Annotated in this window: 17 protein-coding genes; 7 read left to right on the top strand and 10 right to left on the bottom strand. The window is 63.3% G+C overall.

Going from position 1 to position 21,918, the window contains the following annotated elements:
- The first annotated feature begins 100 nt into the window (after positions 1-100).
- Positions 101-484 (top strand): hypothetical protein, encoded by a 384-nt coding sequence (locus tag FIU86_RS16835; RefSeq protein WP_152476139.1) that lies wholly within the window; start codon positions 101-103, stop codon positions 482-484.
- On the opposite strand, the gene FIU86_RS16830 is transcribed toward FIU86_RS16835, so the two are convergent.
- The gene (locus FIU86_RS16830) at positions 472-945 is read right to left on the bottom strand and encodes a GNAT family N-acetyltransferase (protein ID WP_152476138.1); all 474 of its coding nucleotides are present in this window, start codon (positions 943-945) and stop codon (positions 472-474) included. The genes FIU86_RS16835 and FIU86_RS16830 overlap by 13 nt on opposite strands.
- A gap of 10 nt (positions 946-955) precedes the next feature.
- Positions 956-1,459, bottom strand: a complete 504-nt coding sequence (locus FIU86_RS16825) for a hypothetical protein (protein ID WP_152476137.1) — start codon at positions 1,457-1,459, stop codon at positions 956-958.
- A gap of 273 nt (positions 1,460-1,732) precedes the next feature.
- Between FIU86_RS16825 and smc the strand changes: the two genes are divergently transcribed.
- Positions 1,733-5,188: a chromosome segregation protein SMC gene (gene smc / locus FIU86_RS16820; RefSeq protein WP_152476136.1), complete on the top strand. Its 3,456-nt coding sequence runs from the start codon at positions 1,733-1,735 to the stop codon at positions 5,186-5,188.
- A gap of 58 nt (positions 5,189-5,246) precedes the next feature.
- Here smc and FIU86_RS16815 read toward each other — a convergent pair whose 3' ends face one another.
- The 3 genes from FIU86_RS16815 to FIU86_RS16805 all read right to left on the bottom strand — a co-directional run bounded on the left by FIU86_RS16815 (position 5,247) and on the right by FIU86_RS16805 (position 8,857).
- Positions 5,247-6,449: a DMT family transporter gene (locus FIU86_RS16815; RefSeq protein WP_254703868.1), complete on the bottom strand. Its 1,203-nt coding sequence runs from the start codon at positions 6,447-6,449 to the stop codon at positions 5,247-5,249.
- Positions 6,450-6,575: 126 nt separating this feature from the next.
- Positions 6,576-7,691 carry a class I SAM-dependent RNA methyltransferase gene (locus FIU86_RS16810; RefSeq protein ID WP_152476135.1) on the bottom strand — a complete coding sequence of 372 codons (1,116 nt, stop codon included), beginning with the start codon at positions 7,689-7,691 and terminating at the stop codon, positions 6,576-6,578.
- Positions 7,688-8,857 carry a lytic murein transglycosylase gene (locus FIU86_RS16805; protein WP_152476134.1) on the bottom strand — a complete coding sequence of 390 codons (1,170 nt, stop codon included), beginning with the start codon at positions 8,855-8,857 and terminating at the stop codon, positions 7,688-7,690. The genes FIU86_RS16810 and FIU86_RS16805 overlap by 4 nt, the downstream gene beginning before the upstream one ends.
- Positions 8,858-9,221: 364 nt before the next feature.
- Between FIU86_RS16805 and FIU86_RS16800 the strand changes: the two genes are divergently transcribed.
- The gene (locus tag FIU86_RS16800) at positions 9,222-9,599 is read left to right on the top strand and encodes a response regulator (RefSeq protein WP_152476133.1); all 378 of its coding nucleotides are present in this window, start codon (positions 9,222-9,224) and stop codon (positions 9,597-9,599) included.
- Here FIU86_RS16800 and FIU86_RS16795 read toward each other — a convergent pair.
- The gene (locus tag FIU86_RS16795) at positions 9,581-10,825 is read right to left on the bottom strand and encodes a bifunctional alpha/beta hydrolase/OsmC family protein (RefSeq protein ID WP_152476132.1); all 1,245 of its coding nucleotides are present in this window, start codon (positions 10,823-10,825) and stop codon (positions 9,581-9,583) included. The two genes, FIU86_RS16800 and FIU86_RS16795, sit on opposite strands and share 19 nt — an antisense overlap.
- A gap of 229 nt (positions 10,826-11,054) precedes the next feature.
- Between FIU86_RS16795 and FIU86_RS16790 the strand changes: the two genes are divergently transcribed.
- Positions 11,055-11,603, top strand: coding sequence for a hypothetical protein (locus FIU86_RS16790; protein ID WP_152476131.1), 549 nt, complete (start codon positions 11,055-11,057; stop codon positions 11,601-11,603).
- A gap of 2 nt (positions 11,604-11,605) precedes the next feature.
- On the top strand, positions 11,606-12,694 hold the full coding sequence (locus tag FIU86_RS16785; RefSeq protein WP_152476130.1) for a FlgO family outer membrane protein: 1,089 nt from the start codon (positions 11,606-11,608) through the stop codon (positions 12,692-12,694).
- 9 nt (positions 12,695-12,703) lie between these two features.
- Here the strand turns inward: FIU86_RS16785 and dddP are convergent, their stop codons facing one another.
- Complete coding sequence (gene dddP / locus FIU86_RS16780) at positions 12,704-14,047, bottom strand: dimethylsulfonioproprionate lyase DddP (protein WP_152476129.1); 1,344 nt, start codon at positions 14,045-14,047, stop codon at positions 12,704-12,706.
- Positions 14,048-14,231: 184 nt separating this feature from the next.
- Here dddP and FIU86_RS16775 point away from each other — a divergent pair, with 184 nt between their 5' ends.
- Positions 14,232-15,446 carry a glycerophosphodiester phosphodiesterase family protein gene (locus FIU86_RS16775; protein WP_152476128.1) on the top strand — a complete coding sequence of 405 codons (1,215 nt, stop codon included), beginning with the start codon at positions 14,232-14,234 and terminating at the stop codon, positions 15,444-15,446.
- Between the two features lie 76 nt (positions 15,447-15,522).
- Here the strand turns inward: FIU86_RS16775 and hemE are convergent, their stop codons facing one another.
- On the bottom strand, positions 15,523-16,557 hold the full coding sequence (hemE, locus tag FIU86_RS16770; RefSeq protein WP_152476127.1) for a uroporphyrinogen decarboxylase: 1,035 nt from the start codon (positions 16,555-16,557) through the stop codon (positions 15,523-15,525).
- A gap of 93 nt (positions 16,558-16,650) precedes the next feature.
- Between hemE and hemC the strand changes: the two genes are divergently transcribed.
- Entirely contained in the window at positions 16,651-17,598 is a 948-nt protein-coding gene (gene hemC, locus FIU86_RS16765) for a hydroxymethylbilane synthase (RefSeq protein ID WP_152476126.1), read from the top strand.
- Positions 17,599-18,061: 463 nt separating this feature from the next.
- Here hemC and FIU86_RS16760 read toward each other — a convergent pair whose 3' ends face one another.
- Positions 18,062-20,689 carry a calcium-binding protein gene (locus tag FIU86_RS16760; RefSeq protein ID WP_152476125.1) on the bottom strand — a complete coding sequence of 876 codons (2,628 nt, stop codon included), beginning with the start codon at positions 20,687-20,689 and terminating at the stop codon, positions 18,062-18,064.
- Positions 20,690-21,172: 483 nt separating this feature from the next.
- Positions 21,173-21,856, bottom strand: a complete 684-nt coding sequence (locus FIU86_RS16755) for a FadR/GntR family transcriptional regulator (protein ID WP_254703867.1) — start codon at positions 21,854-21,856, stop codon at positions 21,173-21,175.
- Positions 21,857-21,918: the final 62 nt, after the last annotated feature.

The following is a 21,918-nucleotide window of genomic DNA, read 5'->3' as shown; positions in this document are numbered from 1 at the left end:
CGCTTTTGCGATGAAACAAAACGCGGTGTTTCGCGTTTCGCGAGGCTGGGAAAAGCCAACCAACACTGTTTGTTAACCAAGATCCTGCGATACTTGCGCCATGCGCCTGCTCTTGCTTCTTTCGGTCCTTGCCATCGCCGCCTGCGGGACGCCCAGCCCGGAGTTTTCCGGGGTCGCGCCGGTGCGCGTCAAGCTGGGCGCGTCGGTCTTCGACATCCGCGTGGCGGGGCGGCGCGCCGAAGCGATTCGGCTGAACCAGCGCCCCGCAATGCGGCTGGCCAGCGTGGGCGTGCCCGCCGTGCTGGCCATCGAGCGGGTCAGCGGGTGCCGGGTGGACCGGCTGCGCGGGGACCAGGCGATGATGTGGGCCACGCTGGATTGCGGGGCGGGCGCCCCGGTGCCACGACAGCGCGAGACGTATCTTGAATGCGACGCGTTCGAGCTGGACGCGCGTGGCGGCGAGTTGATCTGTTACCCGTTTTGAACCGCCACCGGGGACAGGATCTTTTCCATGAAGACGCTGGTGGCGTTCGGACGGTAATCGCCGAAAATGCCGCGGCGGGCAAAACCGTGACGTTCGTAGAGGCGGATGGCGGCGTCCAGCGCCTCGGCCGTCTCCAGGCGCAGAACGGTGATGTCTTCGCCCCGCGCCTCGTCTTCCAGCGCGCGCAGGATCGCGGCGGCCACGCCCCGGCCACGGGCGGCTTCTGACGTGAACATGGATTTCACCTCGGCATAGCCGCGCTTGAGGGCCAGCGCCCCGGTGCCCAGCGTCTCGGCCCCGTCGCGGGCGGCGTAGAAGCGGATATCGGGGCCGCACAACTCTTCGAGGTCCAGGAAGTAATTGTCCTCGGGCGGGAAGAGGTCGCGCATCATGGCGTGGCTTTGTTCCAGCAGGGCGCGGGGACCGGGACTGGACGGTTTGGCGATTTCGACGATGAGCATTGTGGGCCGTCTAGTCTATGGTCACGGTCGTCACGGCCTCGATCGGTGTGCCGTCCGTTGCGAGGTGACCGTGGGTGTTGGCATTGAGTGTCACACGGATTTCGTGCGTGCCCTTGGGCAGCGCGTCGAGTTGGACCCATGGGCTGTAGGCGCGGGGCTGTTTGACGCCGTTGATATAGACATGTGCGTGGCCGTGGCCGGGGCGGTGTTCGCCGTTTACGCCTTCGGGGTCGAAGGTGAAGTTGGTGGTCACGATATGCAGGTTGCGGCTTTGCGGTCCGTCGGGATGGACCTCGATGGCAAGGGTGGGAGCGGGATCGCCGGCCTCGACCATCTTGTGGTCGTGCATGGCGTCGCCCTGCCCGTGGTCATGCGCGGAGTGGTCGTGGGCCATGCCATCGGACATGTCCTGTTTCGACATGGCGGGACTGTCGATCACCGTTGCGGTGACCAACGCGCCCAGGCCGGCTCCGCCTACGAGACCGGCCACGAGAAGGGCGATGGGGTTGGACATAGCGCGGTTATCCGTAGCTTCGATGCTGATCTGCTTGGCAGCATATGTTCCCGGGGCGAACGCCGCAATAATGCGCAAGGACACGCGTGGCGAAACAGATCAAAAAGCATTCAGTCTTGCGCAGGGGTCGCAATATCTTGTGGATAAGTGCCTGTGTTGCGCCATATGCAGGGGTTTGCCGTTGACAGGGGGCAAGATGGTGCGCTTGCATGTCCTCCCAAGGCCGGAATCACATCCAACAAGCAATCCGGCCCGACCAGAGGGACACGTGCCGTGCAGTTCACCAAGCTGAGATTGACCGGGTTCAAGAGCTTCGTCGACCCCACCGACCTGTTCATCCAGGACGGGTTGACCGGGGTGGTGGGGCCGAACGGCTGTGGCAAGTCGAACTTGCTGGAAGCGTTGCGCTGGGTGATGGGGGAGAACCGGCCCACATCGATGCGTGGCTCCGGCATGGAAGACGTGATCTTTGCCGGGGCGGCCACGCGGCCCGCGCGCAACTTTGCCGAGGTGAGCATCCACCTGGACAATTCCGACCGTTTGGCGCCGGCGGGGTTCAACGATGCGGATCACCTTGAGATCATCCGGCGGATTACGCGGGACGTGGGCAGCGCCTACAAGGTGAACGGCAAGGATGTGCGGGCGCGGGACGTGCAGATGCTGTTTGCCGATGCCTCGACCGGTGCACATTCGCCGGCGCTGGTGCGGCAGGGGCAGATTTCGGAGCTGATCAACGCCAAGCCAACGGCGCGGCGGCGCATTCTGGAAGAGGCAGCGGGGATTTCCGGGCTGTATCAGCGGCGGCACGAGGCGGAGCTGAAGCTGAAGGGAGCGGAAAGCAACCTCGCGCGCGTCGATGACGTGATCGAACAGTTGGCGACGCAGCTGGCGCAACTGGCGCGGCAGGCCAAGCAGGCCGCGCGGTACCGGCAGATCGGCGAGGAGTTGCGGCAGGCCGAGGGGCTGTTGCTGTATCGTCGCTGGAAGGAAGCGGACCTGGCGCGGGCCAATGCGCAGAGCGAGCTGACCGAGCGGACCAGTGATGCGGCGCGGGCCGAGGCGGCGGCACGCGAGGCGGCGAAGTTGCGGGCGCGGGCGGACGAGGCGTTGCCGCCCCTGCGCGAGGAAGAGGCCATCGCGGCGGCGGTGTTGCAGCGGTTGCAAGTGAGCCGCGACACGCTGGCCGAGCAGGAAGCCGCGGCCAAGGACCGGATCGAGACGCTGCAATCCCGGATCGAGCAGCTGGCCCGCGACATGGAGCGCGAGGACAGCCTGAACCGCGACGCGGGCGAGACGATCGAACGGCTGGAATGGGAAGCGCAGGAACTGTCCAAGGCGGCAGAGGGGCATAACGACAAGCTGGAGGCGGCGAGCGCCGAAGCGGCGGATGCCAGCCAGGTGTTGCAGGCGCGGGAAACCGAACTGTCGGAGCTGACGGAGGATGTAGCAAGGCTGGCGGCCCGGCACCAGTCGGCGCAAAGGTTGGTGGACGACAGCCGCAAGACCCGCGACCGGGCCGATGCCGAGGCGGCACGCGCCAAGGACGCGGTGGAGGCGGCGCAATACACGGTGACGCGGGCGAGCGAAGAGTTCGAGGCCGCCGAGACAGCCGAGAAGGACGCGACCGAGGCGGCGCAGGCAGCTGAAACTGCGTTGACTGCAGCAGACGACGCGCGGGCCGATGCGCAGGGGCGCGAGGCGGATGCGCGGGCCGAACGCTCCGAGGCCGAGGGCGAGGTGAGTGCCCTGTCTGCGGAAGTGTCGGCTCTGGCGCGGTTGCTCGAACGGGACACGGCCGAGGGCGGACAGATCCTTGACGCGGTGCAGGTGGCCTCGGGCTATGAAAAGGCGCTGGGCGCGGCCTTGGCCGACGACTTGCGCGCGCCGGAGGTGGACGCGGACGGGCCGTCGGGCTGGGTGCCGCTGGACGGGTATGCCCAGGCGCAGACCTTGCCTGAGGGGGTCGTGGCGCTTGGCGCTCATGTGAACGTGCCTGGCGTGCTGGCGCGGCGGATGGCGCAGATCGGGCTGGTGGATCCGGATGACGGGCCGCGGTTGCAGGCGCTTCTGAAACCGGGGCAGCGGCTGGTCAGCGTCGAGGGTGATCTGTGGCGTTGGGACGGTTACCGCGCCTGGGCCGAGGATGCGCCGTCTGCCGCCGCGCTGCGGCTGGAACAGTTGAACCGGCTGGAGGAACTGAAACAGCAATTGTCCCATGCCACCGCGCGGGCTGAGGGCGCGCAGCGGGCGCATGAGACGCTGAAGGCACGACTGGTGGAGTTGACCGAGGCGGACAAGGCCGCGCGCGAGGCACGTCGCGCCGCCGATGGCAAGGTGGCCGAGGCCAACCGGGCGCTGAGCCGGGCCGAGGCGGAGCGGAGCCTGGCCGGGTCCAAGCTGGAAAGCCTCGGGCTGGCGGTGAAGCGCCATGAGGAAGAGGCGCTGGCCGCCCGCAAGACGCTCGCCGAGGCCGAGAAGGCGATGGGCGACCTGGGTGATCTGGATACCGCGCGCGCCGAGGTCGAAGACGTCAAGATGACGGTCGAGGCGGCGCGGATGACGATGATGTCCAAACGCTCGGCCCATGACGAGCTGCGCCGCGAGGGCGAGGCGCGGTTGAAGCGGTCACAGGAAGTGACCAAGGAATTGTCGGGCTGGCGGCACAGGCTGGAAACGGCGAAGACGCGGAGCGCGGAGCTGGCCGAGCGCAAAGAGGCGAGCGAAGCGGAGCTGGCGGAGGCCGGGGCGAAGCCGGGTGAACTGGCCGCCAAGCGCGAGGAATTGAGCGCGGACATATCCAAGGCCGAGGCACGGCGGGCCGAGGCTGCCGAAACGCTGTCGAACGCCGAAGGCGTGGCGCGTGAGGCGGTGGCGAACGAGCGTGATGCCGAGCGGCTGGCCGGTGAGGCGCGCGAGGCGCGGGCGCGGTCTGAGGCGCGGGCGGAAGCTGCGCGGGAAACTCAAGGGCAGGCGGCGGCGCGGATCGAGGAGGAGCTGGAGTGCTCGCCCGAGGACCTGCTGGAGACGTTGCAGGCCGATCCCGAGACCATGCCCGCCTCGGACGCGATCGAGGCCGACGTGAATCGCCTGAAACGCCAGCGCGATTCGTTGGGCGCGGTGAACCTGCGGGCCGAGGAAGACGCCCGCGAGGTACAGGAAGAGCACGACACGCTGGTTAATGAGAAGTCCGATCTCGAGGAAGCGATCCGCACCCTGCGCAATGGCATCGCGTCGTTGAACCGTGAGGGGCGCGAGCGGCTGCTGACGGCGTTCGAGCAGGTGAATTCGAACTTTTCGATGCTGTTCAAGCACCTCTTTGGCGGTGGCGAGGCGAACCTTGTGATGGTCGAGAGCGACGACCCGCTGGAGGCGGGGCTGGAGATCATGTGCCAACCGCCCGGCAAGAAGCTTGCCACGCTGAGCCTGCTGTCGGGGGGTGAACAGACGCTGACCGCGCTGGCGCTGATCTTTGCCGTGTTCCTGGCCAACCCTGCGCCGATCTGCGTGCTGGACGAGGTCGACGCGCCCCTGGACGACGCGAACGTGGGCCGGTTCTGTGATCTGCTGGACGAGATGTGCCGCCGGACCGAGACGCGGTTCCTGATCATCACGCACCACGCGGTGACGATGAGCCGGATGGACCGTCTTTTCGGGGTGACGATGGGCGAGCAGGGGGTCAGCCAGCTGGTATCGGTCGACCTGAAGAAGGCGGAGCAAATGGTGGCGTGAGACGTCGGTCGTCAGGATCTTACGACGATTGAACCTGCATCGCTGGTTTCGGTGCAAGCTATTGCGACCCTCCGACCCTTGACAAGACGATGCGCAAAAAATCCGTGTCGTCAGGCGACCATCGGCGTTGGCCGGGCGGCGCGGCCGTATTGGGCGCCAGCGTTTTCCAGCGTGCGCCGATGCGGGCAAGCGGGATCGGGTGGCTGATACGCGGTGCCGCGTAAGTCGCGGGTTTTGATGGGCGCATGATGGCGGTGATGGTGGCCGGGATGTCGGGACCGCTGCCGAGAAGACCGCGACCGATGAGGATCGCCAGACCGATCAGCGCGGCGCCGGGCAACAGGCCGGCCCCGGGGTCTTCACCCAGAAGCGCCATGGCGATGATGATCGCGGCCAGAGGCGAAAAGGATGTCGCCAGCGCGATATCGCCTGAGGCGGCGTATTTCAGGGCAAGGTTCCACGCGACCTGGCCCAGCACGATCACGATGCCAGTATAGAGCCAGATCCAGCTCCAGAGGATGGGTGACAGGATATCGCGGAACACATCCGGGCCGTAAAGAACCATGGCCAGCGCCACGTACATCGCGGACCCGGCAAAGGTGCGGTAAACCGCGAAGATGCCCATGGGAACGTCGCGCAGGCCCTTGCGGGCCACCAGCGTCGAGGCGATGTAGCTGAGGGTGGCTGCGATGGCGGCCCATTCGCCGGTGCCGAAGTCGTGGATGGCGCGCCCGTCCCCCATGCCGATGATGACCAGCGCACCGCAGAGCGCGACGAGACCGGCGATCATGGCGCGGGCCGAGAACCGCTCGTTCAGGATAAGCCAGGCGGCCAGCAGGAACAACGGCGGCTCGATGCGGCTGACCAAGACCACGTTTGTGACCGAGGTTTGCGACAGCGCAAAAAAGAAGAGCCCCGGAGTCAGTGCAGAGGACAAGAAGGCTGACAGCGTTAGCACGCGCCAGTCATGGGGGCGAAGCCGACGCAGGTTGGTGCGTGTCAGATCGCGGCGGAAAATAAGCGCCAGCGGCACAAGAGACAGCATTGAGCCGAGCAGCAGAAGGTTCGGAAAAGTTATCGGATTCCGAAGGCTGTCGCCGGATGCGGTGGCGCCGATATCGACAAGGGAGGTGACGATTGAATTGGATGCCGCATAGATCAGCACTGCGGTCCAGGCAAACACGATGCCCATCCGCGCCAGCTGGAAGCGTGCCGCGAGGCGGCGCATTTCTGGCAGGATATCGGTTGCCGTAGTGGTCACGTTTCGTCTCTTCCTCGGGCATGGCCCGCTTTCCGACACGCGATTGGGATCGTGTCGGCAGGAGCCACGTCAGTTGGAAGTGACGAGTTTCGTAACGTCCCTCAACTATCCGTGATGATTGTCGATTTACGTCAGGGCGCCGGTCTGGAAGAGCTGTACGCGCAGGCCGCCATGGGCGACGGGTGGGCCGGGGTCGGTGAAGGGCAGGCCGGTGGCGTTGGCAAGGCTGGCGTCGGTGGTCACGAGGCCGACGCGCCAGCCTGCGAGACGTTCCGCGAGGGTCTTGCCGAGGGCACCGTAGAGGCCGAAGAGCTGTTTGCGCTCGCCGATGCGGGTGCCGTAGGGCGGGTTCACCATGACGAGACCGGGTGGACCGTCGGGGCGCTGAAGGTCGCTGAAGGCATGGTGCGAGATCATGACCCGGTCGCTGAGGCCGGCGGTGTCGGCGTTGGACCGCGCGCCGGTGACAGCGCCCGCGTCACGGTCGCTGCCGTGGAAGTGAAGGGCGGTTCGGGTGTCAGTCTGGCTGCGTTTCAGGTCCTGCCATGCGCTTGCATCGAAAGTGGCGAAACGCTCGAAGGCGAAGGATCTGTCACGGCCAGGGGCGCGGCCGAGGGCGATTTCGGCAGCCTCCAGCAGGAAGGTGCCTGAGCCACACATCGGGTCCAGGACCGGCTCGGTGCCGGTGTAGCCGCATTGGCGCAGGAAGAGTGAGGCGAGGGTCTCGCGCACGGGCGCCTTGCCGACGAAGGGCTTCTGGCCGCGGCGGTGGAGCGGTTCGCCCGAGGTATCAAGGCTGAGCAGGCACTGGTTGTTTTCGATGCGGAGTTGGACGCGCACGGGGTCGTCGCCTTCGAGCGGGGCGCCGGTGACCTCGTGGATGGCGCGGTCGACGCGTTCGGCGGCGGCGCCTTGGTGGTAGATCTTTGATTTGCGGGTGGTCGCCTCGACGGTCACGGGCACGTCGGGGCGCAGGAGGCCCGCCCAATCAACCTCGCGCGTGCGGGCCTCAAGCTGGTCGAGATGCATCGCCTGAAAGCGGGCGACGCGGGCCAGAACCCGGCCCGCACCGCGCAGGGAAAGGTTGGCGCGCCAGATGTCCGGCCAATGGCCGCGAAAGCGGACGCCGCCGGGGGTGGCCTTGGGCTTGGCGAACCCCGCGGCGTGCGCCTCGTCCTTGAGGGCGAGTTCGAGGCCGGGCGGGGCGGTAAGAAAGATCTCGAACGCGCGGCGTGGCGTCATAGGGCATTCAGAAGCGCGGGCGTGGGCCAGGCATCGGCGGGCATGCCCAGTTCCTGCTGTACATCCTGCACGGCGGCGCGGGTGCCGGAGCCGAGGATGCCGTCCACCCCGCCCACGTCATAGCCGCGCGCGGCGAGCTTTTCCTGAAGTCGCTTCATCTGATCGCCGGAAAGGCCCGGATCGGGGTTGCCCGCGTCGAAGACTGGTGCGCCTTCCAGCCGGTTGGCGAAATAGGCGGCGGTCAGCACATAGGTGTAGCTTTGGTTCCACTCGAAATAGACGTTGAAATTGGGGTAGGCGAGAAACGCCGGACCTTTGCGCCCCTCGGGCAGAAGGATGTTCGCGGGCAGGTCGCCGCGGATCTGGCCGTGGCGGGGGGTGACGCCCATCGCGGCCCATTCGGAGGCGGGAAGCGTCGTGCGCAGGCCCGTCTTGGACCAGTCGAGATCATCGGGCACGTCGACTTCCTGCAGCCACGGCTCACCCGCGCGCCAGCCGAGATGTTGCAGCATCTTGCCGCCCGACATCAGCGCGTCGGGGGCGGAGGTCTTGAGGTTGACCTCGCCGTCGCCGTCAGCGTCGACGCCATTGTCGATGATATCCTGGGGCAGCATCTGGACCATGCCGATTTCCCCGGCCCAGGCGCCGGTGGTGCGCACGGGATCGAAATTGCCCATCTCGTAGAGTTCCAGGGCGGCAAAGACCTGGGGCCGGAAAAGCTCGGGCCGGCGGCAGTCATGTGACAAGGTGACCAGCGCGTTGAGCGTGTTGTAGTCGCCCTGGAAGCCGCCGTAGTCGGTCTCGAACGCCCAGAAGGCCAGCAGCACGCCGCGCGGCACGCCGTATTCGGCCTCGATCCGGTCGAAGACGGCATCGAATTGTTGCGACTTGGCACGGCCGGTGTTGAGCCGGTTCGCGCTGATCAGGCGGCGGGCAAAGTCGGTGAAAGGTTTCTGGAAAACACCCTGACGGCGGTCGGCCTGCAGCACGCTCTGGTCCTGGCGCACCGAGGCGAAAAAGCTGTTCACGCTGTCGGGGGCGTGGCCGCGGGCGATCGCCTCTTGTCGCAGCGCGTCGACGAAGCCGGAGAAGGAGCCGCCGCAACTTTGACCATAGGCGGTCGTGGCGGTGCAGAGCGACAAGGCGAGGGCGAGGCAGCGGATCATTCAGTACTTCCTTTTTCGCGTGAGAGTGCAGCAAAGGGCTGGCCGTGGACAGTCTGGAAAACCTGTATTCGGAGGGTGTGCTATTCAATATCAGGGGATCAACGCATTCGAGCCGGTGGGGTTTCCCTTGTGTGCTCCGACACCGGGGACGCGCGGCACGAGAGGTAAAACTGGACTAGGCGGCAGATTTGAGTGTAACATATGATGTATACCGTAAGCGTACCACCGGGTGCGGACGTTACGTCATTTTCGAAAACCTTGAATCCTTTATGATTTGTTTGCGTATTTAACGATTTATTAACTTTTCATTAAGAACCAGACCGGGCGCGGGTCGCGCACGGTTAACGAATAGAAGAAGTTAAAAGTGGAAAAAGATCAACTCAACGTGCTCATCGTGGAGAGCGACGCGTCGCTTGGCCGTCTTTGGCAGAAGCACCTTGAACGGCAGGGTATGCGCGTGCGCCTGGAACAGGATCAAGCCGGGGCGCGCGATGCACTGGACACGCAGCCCTGTGACCTGATCATCCTGAACCTGCTTTTGACGCGCAGCAGCGCGTTTTCGGTCGCCGACGAGGCCGAGGCGCGGCATCCCGGTATCCCGATCCTGTTCGTCACGAATACGTCGTTCTTTTCGGACGGGTCGGTGTTTGGGTTGTGCGCCAACGCGCGGGCCTACGTGAATGCCGCGACGCCGCCGGAGGACCTGACGGCGATGGTGGAGCACTACGCCCGCTCGGGCTGAGGCCTCGTGTCCGGGTCAGCCAGCAGGGTTTCGATTTTCGACGCGTTTTCCAGCGTCCGGTGCACGGGGCATTTATCCGCAATTTCGAGCAGGCGCTGACGCTGGTCGTCGCTGAGATCCCCCCTGAGGCGGATGGTGCGGATGAAACTGTCGATTTTGGCCGGGCTGCTGCCGTCGGCATCCTGGGCATGGACCTTGTCATGGGTGACGTCGACCGAGACGTGATCCAGCGGCCAGCCTTTGCGACGGGCATACATGCGAATGGTCATCGACGTGCAGGCGCCGAGACCCGAGGCGAGAAAGCCATAGGGGCTCATGCCGCGGTCGGTGCCGCCATAGGCCTCGGGCTCGTCGGCGCGGACATGGTGATCGGGGCCGGCATGCACGTCCTGCAGAAAGCCGTCGGGGTCCACTTCACAGACCCGCACGACGCCTTCGGGCGCGCCGGGGGGCGGCGCGGGGCGCTTGAGGTCAAGATAGCGCTGTGCCCAGGCGGCGATGACCCCTGCGGCATACTCGGCATCGCCGGGATCGGTGATCAGGTGGTTGGCGCTGTCGAGGGTGACGAAGCTCTTGGGATGCTTCGCGGCCTTGAAGATCTCGGTGGCGTTGTCGATGCCGACGGTCTCGTCAAGCGGGGCGTGCAGCACGAGGAGCGCGCGCTTGAGGCCGGCGATGCGCGGCGCGAGGTTTTCGGCGCGGACATCCTCGACGAATTTCTGGCCGATGCGGATGGGGCGACCGCCCAATTCGACCTCGGCGGCGCCGTCGGCCGCGATTTTTTCGAGCGCGCCGTCGAAATTGTGGGTGACGTGGCCGGGATCGAAGGGTGCTGCGATGGTGGCCACGGCGCGGGCGCTGTCGATCCGCGACGCGGCCGCCAGCACGGCGGCGCCGCCGAGCGAGTGGCCGATCAGAAGGCTGGGCGGCATGTCGCGGGCCGCCAGCGCTTTGGCGGCCAGGACGAGATCCTCGACATTCGAGGTGAAGGAGGTGTTCTCGAACTCGCCTTCGGAATGGCCCAACCCGGTGAAATCGAAGCGCAGCACGGCGATGCCGGCCCCCGCCAGCCGGGCGGAGATGCGACGCGCAGCGGGAATGTCCTTGGAACAGGTGAAGCAATGCGCGAAGAGCGCAGTGGCCAGGTGCGGGCCTTCGGGCAGGTCGAGCCGGGCGGCGAGCTCATGCCCGTCATGGCCTTTGAAAGTGAAGCGTTCGCTTGGCATGGGTGATCCTTTCGGTTGCCTTCAAGATGGCAGTTTGCATCGCATCCGTAAGGACTGTTTCACGGCCGTCTCGCGAATGTGAGGCGCCTGCACGGTTGGTCACCATCTTGGGGCGGCCATATTTCAGATTTGTCCCACGATCGCCTGTCCGTCATTCTGCGCGGAATCGTTGATGGGCTGAAAGCGCTGTGCAATGGTGGGTGCATAGACGTCAAATGATAATAGCTACATGTCCACCAATTCCTTCATGGCCAAGTCGGTCATCCTTGTGAGTGCCCTTGTAGGCGGGGTCGTCGGCATGTTCGAACTTAGCGACAGGTTCATGGTCTCGACCGAAGAGGATGGCAAGATCACCACCCAGTCAATCACGGGCGGTCTGGACAACGGTCAGACGGGCACCACCGGGGGCGAGAGCGGCGGGGGGCAGTCGGCAGCCGTTGAAACACCCGACGCGCCCACGCGCAGTGTGCTGGAGCGCGAGCTGGCCACGCGGATCGAAGAGCAGCTCCAGAAACACGACTGCGCCGGTGTCAGGGTGGAGCAGGTCACGGCAACGGCGCGTGTGGTGCCTGACGAAGAGACGACCCACGGTTTCGAGGGCCATACGCTGGAAGCGGCGGTGGTTCTGGCAGGGTCCGATGGGCCGGAGCGAATGCGGCTGGTCGGGTCGGGAAAGGGCCCGACGGGGGCAATCGGCGCCACCGACATGGCCCTGCGCGGCTTTGGCGAGCAGGTGACGCAGACCGAAATTTTCAAGGCGAATTGTAAGGGGAAGTGAACATGGGGTTGAGAAAAGCTGCGATTGCCTGCCTTCTGGCGGGTGTGACAGGGATGGCGGGTCTTGCGGAGAACGCGCAGGCGGCTTCGTCCGTGGACGAAAGCCTCGACGAGATCGCGCGGCAGATCGTCGAGCGCACGCGCACGGACGGCACAGCGACCATCGGCATATCGACCTTTACCCACAGTGACGGAACCTGTTCGGACCTTTCAAATTACGTCAGCGAATTTGTCGTGGATAGTCTGTTCAATTCAGGCGAGGGCAAGATCGACATCATCGAACGCTCGCAATTGAGCGCGATTTTCCGGGAAATGGAGCTGGTTTTCGACGGTACCATCGCACCAGATGCCGCCAAAAGGCTGGGGGAGATCGAGGGGGTCGATGCGTTGGTGACCGGCTCGTTGATCCAGTTTGGCGAAAAGGTGAAGCTACAGGCGCGGATGATAAGCACGCAGGACGGGCGGCTTTTTGCAACGGCGCGTTCGGAGTTTCCTAGCGTCGGAAGCGTCGCGCAGATGATGGCCACCCGCAGCCGCGCGGCTTGCGGCTTTGCCTCGGCGACGGGGACCGGGGAGGGCGACGCGGCCACGCAGGTTGTGGTGGTCGAGAGCGGCGGCGGTCAAACCTCGGTTCAGGGGCAAAGCCTCGTGCAGCCGTCGCGGCGGTTCTCTTCGGATGTCTTTGAGGCCGAAGTCAGCAGCCTGATTTACAACAAGGGCAATGGCGAGACGAGCTTTGCCGTGCGGTTCAAGAATACGGCCGACACGCCTATCGCGCTGGCGTACTTGCCCAATTCGGTTTCCGTCGCGGACGGTGTAGGCGGGTTCATGAGTTACAAGGATAACTGGTCGGGGCTGCGCAGCTGCTATTCCGAAAACAGGCTTGGCCTTTGCAATGGGAGCGATCCGAAATACGCCACGATCCTGACCCCTGGAAAGGTCGCGCAGCTGAATTTCCGGATGCAGGGCCAGAAGGGGTTGGAAGACGCGAAAATGTCGCTGGCTTTCGAGTTGGTGGTGACGCCCAACGCGGATGAGAACGAGACATTCGTGGTGCAGTCCGTCGGGTTTTACGACATGCAGGCGGATTGAGCCGCCGCGTCAGGAAAGACCCATCAACACAGCGTCGAAGGGATATTTCGTCAGGTTCTCAAAGCCTGTTTCGGTGATCAGGACCTGGTCTTCGAGCTTGATCGAGAAGTCGCCGCCAACCTCGCCCACCAGCGCCTCGACGCAGAGGGTCATGCCGGGTTCCAGCGGGTAATCGAAAGCGCCGGGCACGGCTTTGTCAGGATAGGCGACGAGGGGCCACTCGTCGCAAAGGCCGACCCCGTGCATCAGGCAGCCGTACTTCTGTTGCTGGTATTTGTCGTCGAGCAAGTGGGTGCCGGCGGTCAGTTCCGGGATCGTGACGCCGGGTTTGAGCATTTCCATGTTGGTCATGATGTGCTCATGCGCGTGCTGCATGGCGTAGATCATGTCGGGGCGCGGCTTGGCGTCACCGATCCACCAGCTGCGGGAGATGTCGACGCAGATGCCGTAGCTGCCGACGAGGTCGGTGTCGAACGAGATGATCTCGTTGGGCTGCGTGATGCGGGGGCCGCATTCCTGAAACCACGGGTTGGAGCGAGGGCCGGAGGCGAGCAGGCGCGTTTCGATCCATTCGCCGCCGCGGCGGATATTCTCGGCGTGCAGGACCGCCCAGATATCGTCTTCGCTCGTCTGGCCAAGCGGCACGTTGTGGCGGGCGAAGCGCTCCATTTCGGCCACCGCGACCTCGCAGGCGTGCGAGGCGCACCGCATGGCGAGGATTTCATCCGGGCCTTTGACGGAGCGGCATTTTTCCGTCAGTTCCTCGCCTTCCATGATCTCGAAACCCTGTGCTTCCAGCGCGCGGAGGCCGTGGAGCATGATCTTGTCCACCGCGAGGCGCGTGTTGCCGGGCGCGTGTTCGGCGAGGAGTATGCGCACCTCGTTCGAGAAGGTATCGGCGGCGACGTCCACCTTGTCACCCCGGTCGAAGTAGAAGAGGTCCGCGCCGGAGCGTTGTTCGCGCACCAGCTGGTTGAAGGTGCTGAGGAACGGAGAGTTCTTGTAGTCCCACATCACCATGTAGCCGTCGGCACAGACCAGCAGCGCGCGGAACGGGTTGTGGGTGTTCCAGAGCTGCATGTTGGTCGAGTCGGTGGCGTAGCGGATGTTGAGAGGATCAAAAACCAGCAGCCCGGCATAATCGCGGTCCTGGATGAAGCGGGTCAGACGTTCCCAGCGGTAGCGGCGCATGGCTTGCAGGTCGGGCAGTTGCAGGCCCGCGGCCTCCCATTCGCGGAAGGCCAGCTGGGTGGGGCCGATCTCGATCCGGTCGGCGTCGTTGGGGGTGTTGTCGCCCAGCACGGGCCCGCGGGTGGGGTCGATCTTGCGTGTGTCGCGGAAATGGGTGTTCATGGTCGGTTGCTCCGGGTCTGGTCCAAGATTGAGCGCCCGAGGCATGCGCTGCGCGACGGAATGCGACATCGGGAATGTCGGAACTGCGCCTCGGCGCGTTACAAAGGTTTCGCGAAATCGTCACAGTGCTTTGGAAGAGCGGCGGTAATTCCGGGCGATGAAAACACTTCATGGGAGATCGAGAATGATCCGTTTCACATTCGTCGCGGTGCCGCTTGCCATTGCCGGGCTGGCCACGCCGCTGGCCGCCGAAGAGGTCGGGTACGGGCCGCGCCCGGGTTACCTGATCGACCGGATGGCAGAGGGGCCGTTGAAGGAGAAGCTGGCCGGGTGCATGGGCCAGGCACCGGCGCGGTCGGGTTTTTCTATCGGGCACCGGGGGGCGCCGCTGCTCTTTCCGGAGCATACAGTTGAATCCAACAAGGCGGCAGCACGTATGGGCGCGGGCATTCTGGAATGCGACGTTACCTTTACCAAGGATCATGAACTGGTCTGCCGGCACGCGCAGAACGATCTGCACACGACGACCGATATTCTGGCCTCGGACCTTGCGGGGACCTGCGTGACGCCGTTCAGCCCTGCCGAGGGCGAGATGGAGGCTACGGCGGAATGCCGGACCTCGGAGATCACGCTGGCCGAGTTCCGCACGCTGACCGGTAAAATGGACGCGGCGGATACCTCGGCGACGACGGTCGAGGACTACATGGACGGGACGGCCAGTTGGCGCACGGACCTTTACGCCGCGGAGGGCGGGACGCTGATGACCCACGCCGAGTCGATCGAACTGTTCCGCGACCTGGGCGCGAAGTTCACGCCCGAGCTGAAGAGCCCGGCGGTGGAGATGCCGCATGACGGGTTCAGCCAGGAAGACTATGCCCAGAAGATGATCGACGCGTATAAGGCGGCGGGCGTTCCGGCGTCGGACGTGTGGGCGCAGAGTTTCAACCTGGACGATGTGCTTTACTGGATCGAGAACGAGCCGGAGTTCGGCGCGCAGGCTGTGTATCTGGACGGCCGTTATAACGTCGAAGGGTTCGATTTCATGGACCCGGCGACGTTCGAGCCGTCGATGCAGGCGCTGGCGGACCAGGGTGTGAATTACATCGCGCCGCCGATGTGGATGTTGGTGACGCTGGAGGGCGACGAGATTGTGCCGTCGCCCTATGCCACGGCGGCAAACGACGCGGGGCTGAACATCATTACCTGGACGTTGGAACGTTCTGGCCCTCTGACGGGTGGTGGCGGCTGGTATTTCCAGTCGGTGGCGGACACGATCGATACCGATGCGGATTACTTCACCATGCTGCACGCGCTGCATGACAAGGTCGGTGTGGTCGGCGTGTTCAGCGACTGGCCCGCGACGGTGACGTATTATGCGAATTGCATGGGGCTCGACTGAGCCACGTCAGAGCCGCCCGGTGCGTGTGCGTCGGGCGGATGTTCTTTGAGTATTTTTGGAACGATGAAAGGCGCGGTCAGGCGCTGCGCACCGTGTCGATCATCAGTTGCACGTTGTCGGGGTCGGCGTCGGGCGTGATCCCATGTCCGAGGTTGAAGATATGCGGGCCGCCGCGAAACGCCTCGACCACGTGGCGGGTTTCGCGCACCAGTGCGTCGCCACCGGTGACCATGTGCGACGAGGCGAGGTTGCCCTGCACGCAGCCGTCCTTTTGCACGTGTTCGGCGGCCCATTCGGGGCTGACCGAATTGTCGATGGCGACGCAATCGGCGCCGGTCTTTTCGTGGAAGCCGATATAGCCGTCGCCGCCTTCGCGCGGGAAAGCGATAACCGGGATGCCGGGATGTATTTCCTTGAGCGCCGAGATGATGCGGCGGGTTGGGGCCACGGCGAAATCCTCGAAATCCTGGCCCTTCAGGGAGCCGGCCCAGCTGTCGAAGACCTTGACCACCTCGGCGCCGGCGTCGATCTGGGCCGACAGGTAATGGATCGTGGCTTCGGTGATGCGCTCCATCAGCGCCTCGAACAGGGGGCGGTTTTCGGATTTGAGCGCGTGGGCGGGGCCCTGGTCGGGCGTGCCGCGACCGGCGATCATGTAGGTGGCGACGGTCCAGGGCGCGCCGGCGAAGCCGATGAGCGTGGTCTCGGACGGCAGGGCGCCGGAGAGGTTGCGCACGGTCTGGTAGATCGGATTGAGCGTCTCGTGCACCTCGTCCGCCGGGCCGAGCTTGTCGAAATCGGCCTGTTCGGTGATGGTCGACAGGCGCGGCCCCTCGCCGGTGACGAACCACAGATCGGCGCCAAGGGCCTGCGGGACCAAGAGGATATCGGCAAAAAGGATCGCCCCGTCAAAGCCGTAGCGGCGGATCGGTTGCAGCGTGACCTCGGTCGCGAGGTCCGGATTGTAGCAGAGTGACAGGAAATCCCCGGCCTCGGCCCGGGTGGCGCGATATTCGGGCAGATAGCGCCCGGCCTGGCGCATCATCCAGATCGGCGGCGTCTGTTGCGTTTCGCCGGCCAGTGCCTTGAGGATGGTTTTCTGTGACGCCATGTCCGGTCTCCCTTTTGATGGTTTGGTCCTCTTTGAGCCTTGGAAAGTCAACCAAAACTTGTCAGCCCAGATTTACACGTCTAGACCGTCTGCATGACAGTGACCATGCCCACCCCCGCCGCGCCGCTGAAGATCGGTACACGAGGTTCCCCGCTTGCGCTGGCGCAGGCGAACGAGACGCGCGACCGTCTGGCCAATGCCTTTGACCTGCCGCATGAGGCGTTCCAGATCGTCGTCATCAAGACAACCGGCGACCGGGTGATCGACCGGCCGTTGAAGGAAATCGGTGGCAAGGGGCTTTTCACCCGCGAGATCGAGGAGGCGATGCTGTCGGGCGAGATCGACATCGCTGTGCATTCGATGAAGGACATGCCGGTGTTGCAGCCCGAGGGGCTGATGCTGGACACCTATCTGCCGCGCGAGGATGTGCGGGATGCGTTCGTGTCGCCGCGTTACGAAGGACTGGCCGGGTTGCCCGAGGGCGCCAAGGTGGGCACGTCGAGCTTGCGGCGCAAGGCACAGGTGCTGGTGAAGTTTCCGCACCTGGAGGTGGTGGAGTTTCGCGGTAACGTGCAGACAAGATTGAAGAAACTGAATGACGGCGTTGCGGAATGCACCTTTCTGGCCATGGCCGGGCTGAACCGGCTGGGACAGCCCGAGGTAGCGGTGGGCGCGGTGGATACCGAGGACATGCTGCCCGCCGTGGCGCAGGGGGCCATTGGCATAGAGCGGCGTGCGGATGACAGCCGCGCGGCCGAGATGCTGGCGGCGATCCATGACGTAGAAACGGGCAAGCGCCTGGCGGCGGAACGCGCCTTTCTGGCGACACTGGACGGGTCGTGCGAGACGCCGATTGCTGGGTTGGCGGAGTTGCAGGGCGACACCATCCGGCTGCGCGGCGAAGTGCTGCGCCCCGATGGCAGCGAGAGCCTCAGTGACGAGGGCGAGGCGCCGGTCGAGGACGGGGCCAAGCTGGGTGACGCGCTGGCGCGCGGATTGCTGGAGCGCGCGGGGCCGGGATTCTTCGACTGGTGCGAGTGAAAAGGTTAACGGCCTTGTTTTGCTGATTTGGGACGTCGGTATCGCGGCGGTATCCGGGTGGTATCGCGACGGTGTGGGCGTCGGCAGGCCGTGGTGTTAATGCGCCGTGCGGTGCGACGCGCGCCAGACAATGTGGCTGTTGAGGAGGGGTTAAGGTTGGGTGCGGCTGATTGGCTGGTTTGCGGGACGAAGCGGACGGTAGGTTGTTGGGGGCCGCGCATAGACGGGCCGCGGCGCGGCGATCCTGCAGTTGTTCTACAGCACTTTATCCCTGCCAAATCTGAAGGACTTTCGAGCGAAGCACCCGGCCTCACCAAATCGCCGTGCCGTGGGTGCGGCCCGGCGATGCGCGGCGGCGCGGCAAGCCGCGCCTCGATCCCGCGCAGGATGTTTGTTTTTCGAGGTCGCTAAGCGGACAAAGCCGTAGTTTAAAGCCAGCATCGCACAGAACATCATTATCGCCTCAGAATAGAAAATCGGTCGCGTCGAGATCACCTATGGTCACGTTGTTGAGGATGATGAGGTTGCCGCCGCCTGTGTCGATTTCCACGTTCGCGCCCATCTGTGTGGCCGCCCCGGTCGAGGCGGAGCCAAGGTTCAGATCCGCCAGCGACGTGATCGAGGTGACAGCGCTCAGGTCGATCCGCTCAAAGGTATTGAGGGCATCGAAATCGCCAATCGTGTCCACGCCGTGGCCGTTCTGGAAGACGAACGTATCGGCGTTGAAATCACCGAACATCAGGTCGTTGCCAGCACCGCCGTCGATGATGTCAAAACCGGCGTTGCCACCGATCCGGTCATCGCCACCGCCAGCTTCGATCAGGTCGTTGCCCAACTGACCGAAGAAGTTGGTGTTGTCGTCACCGCCCCGCATCGTGTCGTTGCCGCCGCCGCCAAACTGGCCGCCGAAGCCTTCGAAGTCTTCCAGCAAGTCATCGCCTTCGCCACCAAAGAGACGGTCGAACCCGTTGCCGCCGTTCAGGGTGTCATTGCCGTCCTCGCCATAAAGATTGTCGGCTTGATCGCCGCCGTCGATTTCGTCGTCGTCATCGCCGCCTTGAAGAAGGTCAAAGCCGATGCCGCCGAAGATGGTGTCGTTGCCGGCGCCGCCCTCGACTCCGTCCACCGAATTTCCGAAGTTAGAGCCAGCGTCGATCAGGTCGTCACCATCGCCGCCGAAGACGCGATCAGGGGCTGCCCCGGAAAAAATGCTGTCATTTCCAGCGCCACCCTCAATGAAGTCAAATCCGTCGCCGCCAATGAGTAAATCGTCGCCGCCGTCGCCCAAAAGGGCATCGGCGTTAGCGCCGCCTTCGAGAGTGTCGTTCCCAAAACCGCCCCGCAACTCGTCAAATCCGGAGTCTCCGGTCAGGCTGTCTTCGCCTTCGTCACCAACAAGGGTGTCGTTGCCGCCCGCTCCGGAGATACTGTCGTTGCCAGAAAGGCCTAGTATCTCATTGGCACTGGCATCGCCGGAAATGAAGTCGTCGCCAAAGGTCCCTTCGGAACCTGATGAAACCGGTGATGCAAAAGGGACCACGCCCAGGATTCTAGCATCGACATCAGAGTTCAATTGAACGGTTCCGGCGACAGTCCCGTCGGTAACAAAAAGACCCGTTGAACTATCGGCGAAGTAGAGCAGGTCGCCATCTTGTCGGATGACCGTATCAATCACAGTATCAGCCAGACTCGATGTGAAACTTGGGCCTCGCAACTCGCCAATTAGTACTGCGGAGTTTGACGTGCCATCCCAGGAATGCAGTTGGACGAGCCCAATGCCGCCGACATATTGCACCGTTGCGAAAATTACATTGGCGCCAACCAAGAACGGCTCCGTCACCGTGTACATGCGACGTACGCTCGGGGTTTCCAGTATCAAGGTGGAAGAGCCGGTTTCCACATCGGCTGCATAGTATTGTCGGTTGGCGCCTTCGACGACGGTATAGACCAACTGATCATTGAAGATGAAGAACTCAGCGTTTTCCGGAACATGTTCAAGCCGTACCGCATCGGCGGGTGTGGCCTGAGTTCCGATGGGCACTTGATAGAACTCTGCAAATGGTTCGGCTCGAGAGATGAAACCGTCTGTAAACCGGTTAGTCGCAAAAGCAACAAATCCAACTTGGTTACCGTCTATGATGGGCTCCGACAGACCGGTTCCGAACGTCTGTGGGTTTGGTAATGCCGGGTCCCCGGTGTAAAGCGTGTCCAACGACGCGATGAGTGACGTCGTTCCGGAAGATAATTCGACCTGCCACAACTGGTCTTCTCGATCGGTAACAATGACATTTGGGAAATCCGGATCAACCGAAAGACGGGTTGCTTCAACCTGAACAAAAGATATGCCGTTTTCGCTGACGATGTCGCCTTGGATCCCCGATATGCTGCCGATTTCGTCGAGGCGTACCGTCCCTGCTTCTGTTCCGTCCGACAGCCAAAGCGAGTTGCCCTCAACACGCGCGATACCGTTCAGCGTAACGATATCTTCATCGGAACGGGCCTGTATAAGAACGCTTTCTCCGTTCGACGTATCCGGAAGCACTTGCAGAATGCGACCGAAACCTGCGTTCGCTTCCGAAAGGAAGAGAGGCAAAGCGGCAGTGCCCGCTGCGGTACCATCGCTGCCATAAACTCTGCCGTCGTCCTCAAAGAGCAGGTAAGACCCAAGGTCAACAAGTGAATTGGCGTTGGCCTCAAGTTCGGTGAGCACAGTTTGAGAGCCGTCTCGGCCAAGTCTGATAAGAAACTCGTCAACCCCGCCTCTGCCAGAAGCAATCTCAAAGCCCTGGACAATGAAGTCGCCGTCAAACTCCAGCGCGCCTTGGCGATAAAGCCTGGTGCCAAAATCGTCGATCAAGAGACTTGTTTGTGCCGCCACTCCATTGGTCCACCACAAACCGTCATAGTCGTCATTGGAAACCCGGAAAATGACCCCGCTATCAACCGTGTAAGCGATATCAAAGCCACCAGCGTCCAAGGTCCCGCCGAAAGATGTGTCACGCAATAAAGCTGTGCCGATAACCGTTCCGTCAGTGACCCAAGGCTCTATACCTGCGTCGTTGTTACCGTCTGACCTAAACAGAATTGGCATAGCAAACGTTCTCCAAATACTTTTTGCTCCAAACACTTCTTAGGGAAAAAAGAGATAAACTTGGCAGTTCCGCGCACCAGAATTATAAGCTGCGCAGCTTCAGTGCCAATTGCACAGAACGTTTTCCCCCAAAGTTCAGTCAAACAGAATTTGCAGATCATAGGCAACGTGTAATTGATTAGGTTGAGCATCCTTAGGTTGCGGTCAAAAAACTGTATACGCCGAGCATGTCAGGGAGCCACATGAAGAACGTGTCCCATGGCATTAATTGAGATGAATCGCTTCGGAGCCAAAGATCGGGTTCTTATCCATCTAACGCTGACGCTGACGCTGGCATAGCTTTTAGCGAATGTCTGCGTCCAGCCCGAAGTGTCCTTTTCTAAGATTATTGCGAGCGACCGCTATGGGCTCAAATCGAACCTTCGCTGCAATGTCACCGAATTGTGTCGATTGCGGGCAGGTTTGGGGGCTGTTGTGCGGGTCTTATGTCTCGGACGCCCGCGTGAGTGACAGCCTTGCGGTTTCAAGATGCTCTTTCATGATGTTCGCGGCGCGTTCGGGTTCGCGGGCGCGCAACGCCTCGAGGATCTGGCGGTGTTGCCTGTTGTAAGTGGTGATCGTCGGCTCATCCAGCGTCAGGCGGCGCATGCGGGTCCAGTCGTCCTGGCCCCGGACGCTGCCGATCTGGGTGAGGATCCAGACAAGTAGGCCGTTGCGGGTGCTGTCGGCGATGGCGCGGTGAAACTGCGTGTCGGCCTCGGAAAACGCGGCGGGGTCGTCGAGGCTGGCCTCCATCTGGTCGCAAAGCTCTTCCATCCGGTCGAAATCGGCGTGGCGGCCATGCAGGACCGACAGACGGCAGCTGTGCGGCTCGAGCGCGAATCGGGCATCCATCAGTTCCAGCGGCGTGGCGTTGTCGATGGCGCTGGCCGCCGCCGTCTCGGTCTTGTGCATGACATAGGTGCCGCTGCCCGGTCGGATCTCGACAAAACCTTCGGATTCCAATTGCATGAGCGCCTTGCGCACGGTGCCGCGAGCGGCGCCGTATGTCTCGGACAGCACCCGTTCGGGTGGCAGGCGGTCATGCTGTTGCAGCGTGCCCTTGGAAATTTCGCGCCGGATAAGGCCGGCGATATCCGCCGCGCCCATTCTTTGTGCGTCACCCACTGTGATTCCTCCGTTAACTAGACCAATTATATACCATATGGCGGCTATTTCCAGCGAAATAT

Source organism: Roseovarius sp. THAF9 (assembly GCF_009363715.1).
Lineage (GTDB): Bacteria > Pseudomonadota > Alphaproteobacteria > Rhodobacterales > Rhodobacteraceae > Roseovarius.
Note: the sequence above shows the minus strand (reverse complement) of the source record. Positions and strands in the feature narration are given on the sequence as shown.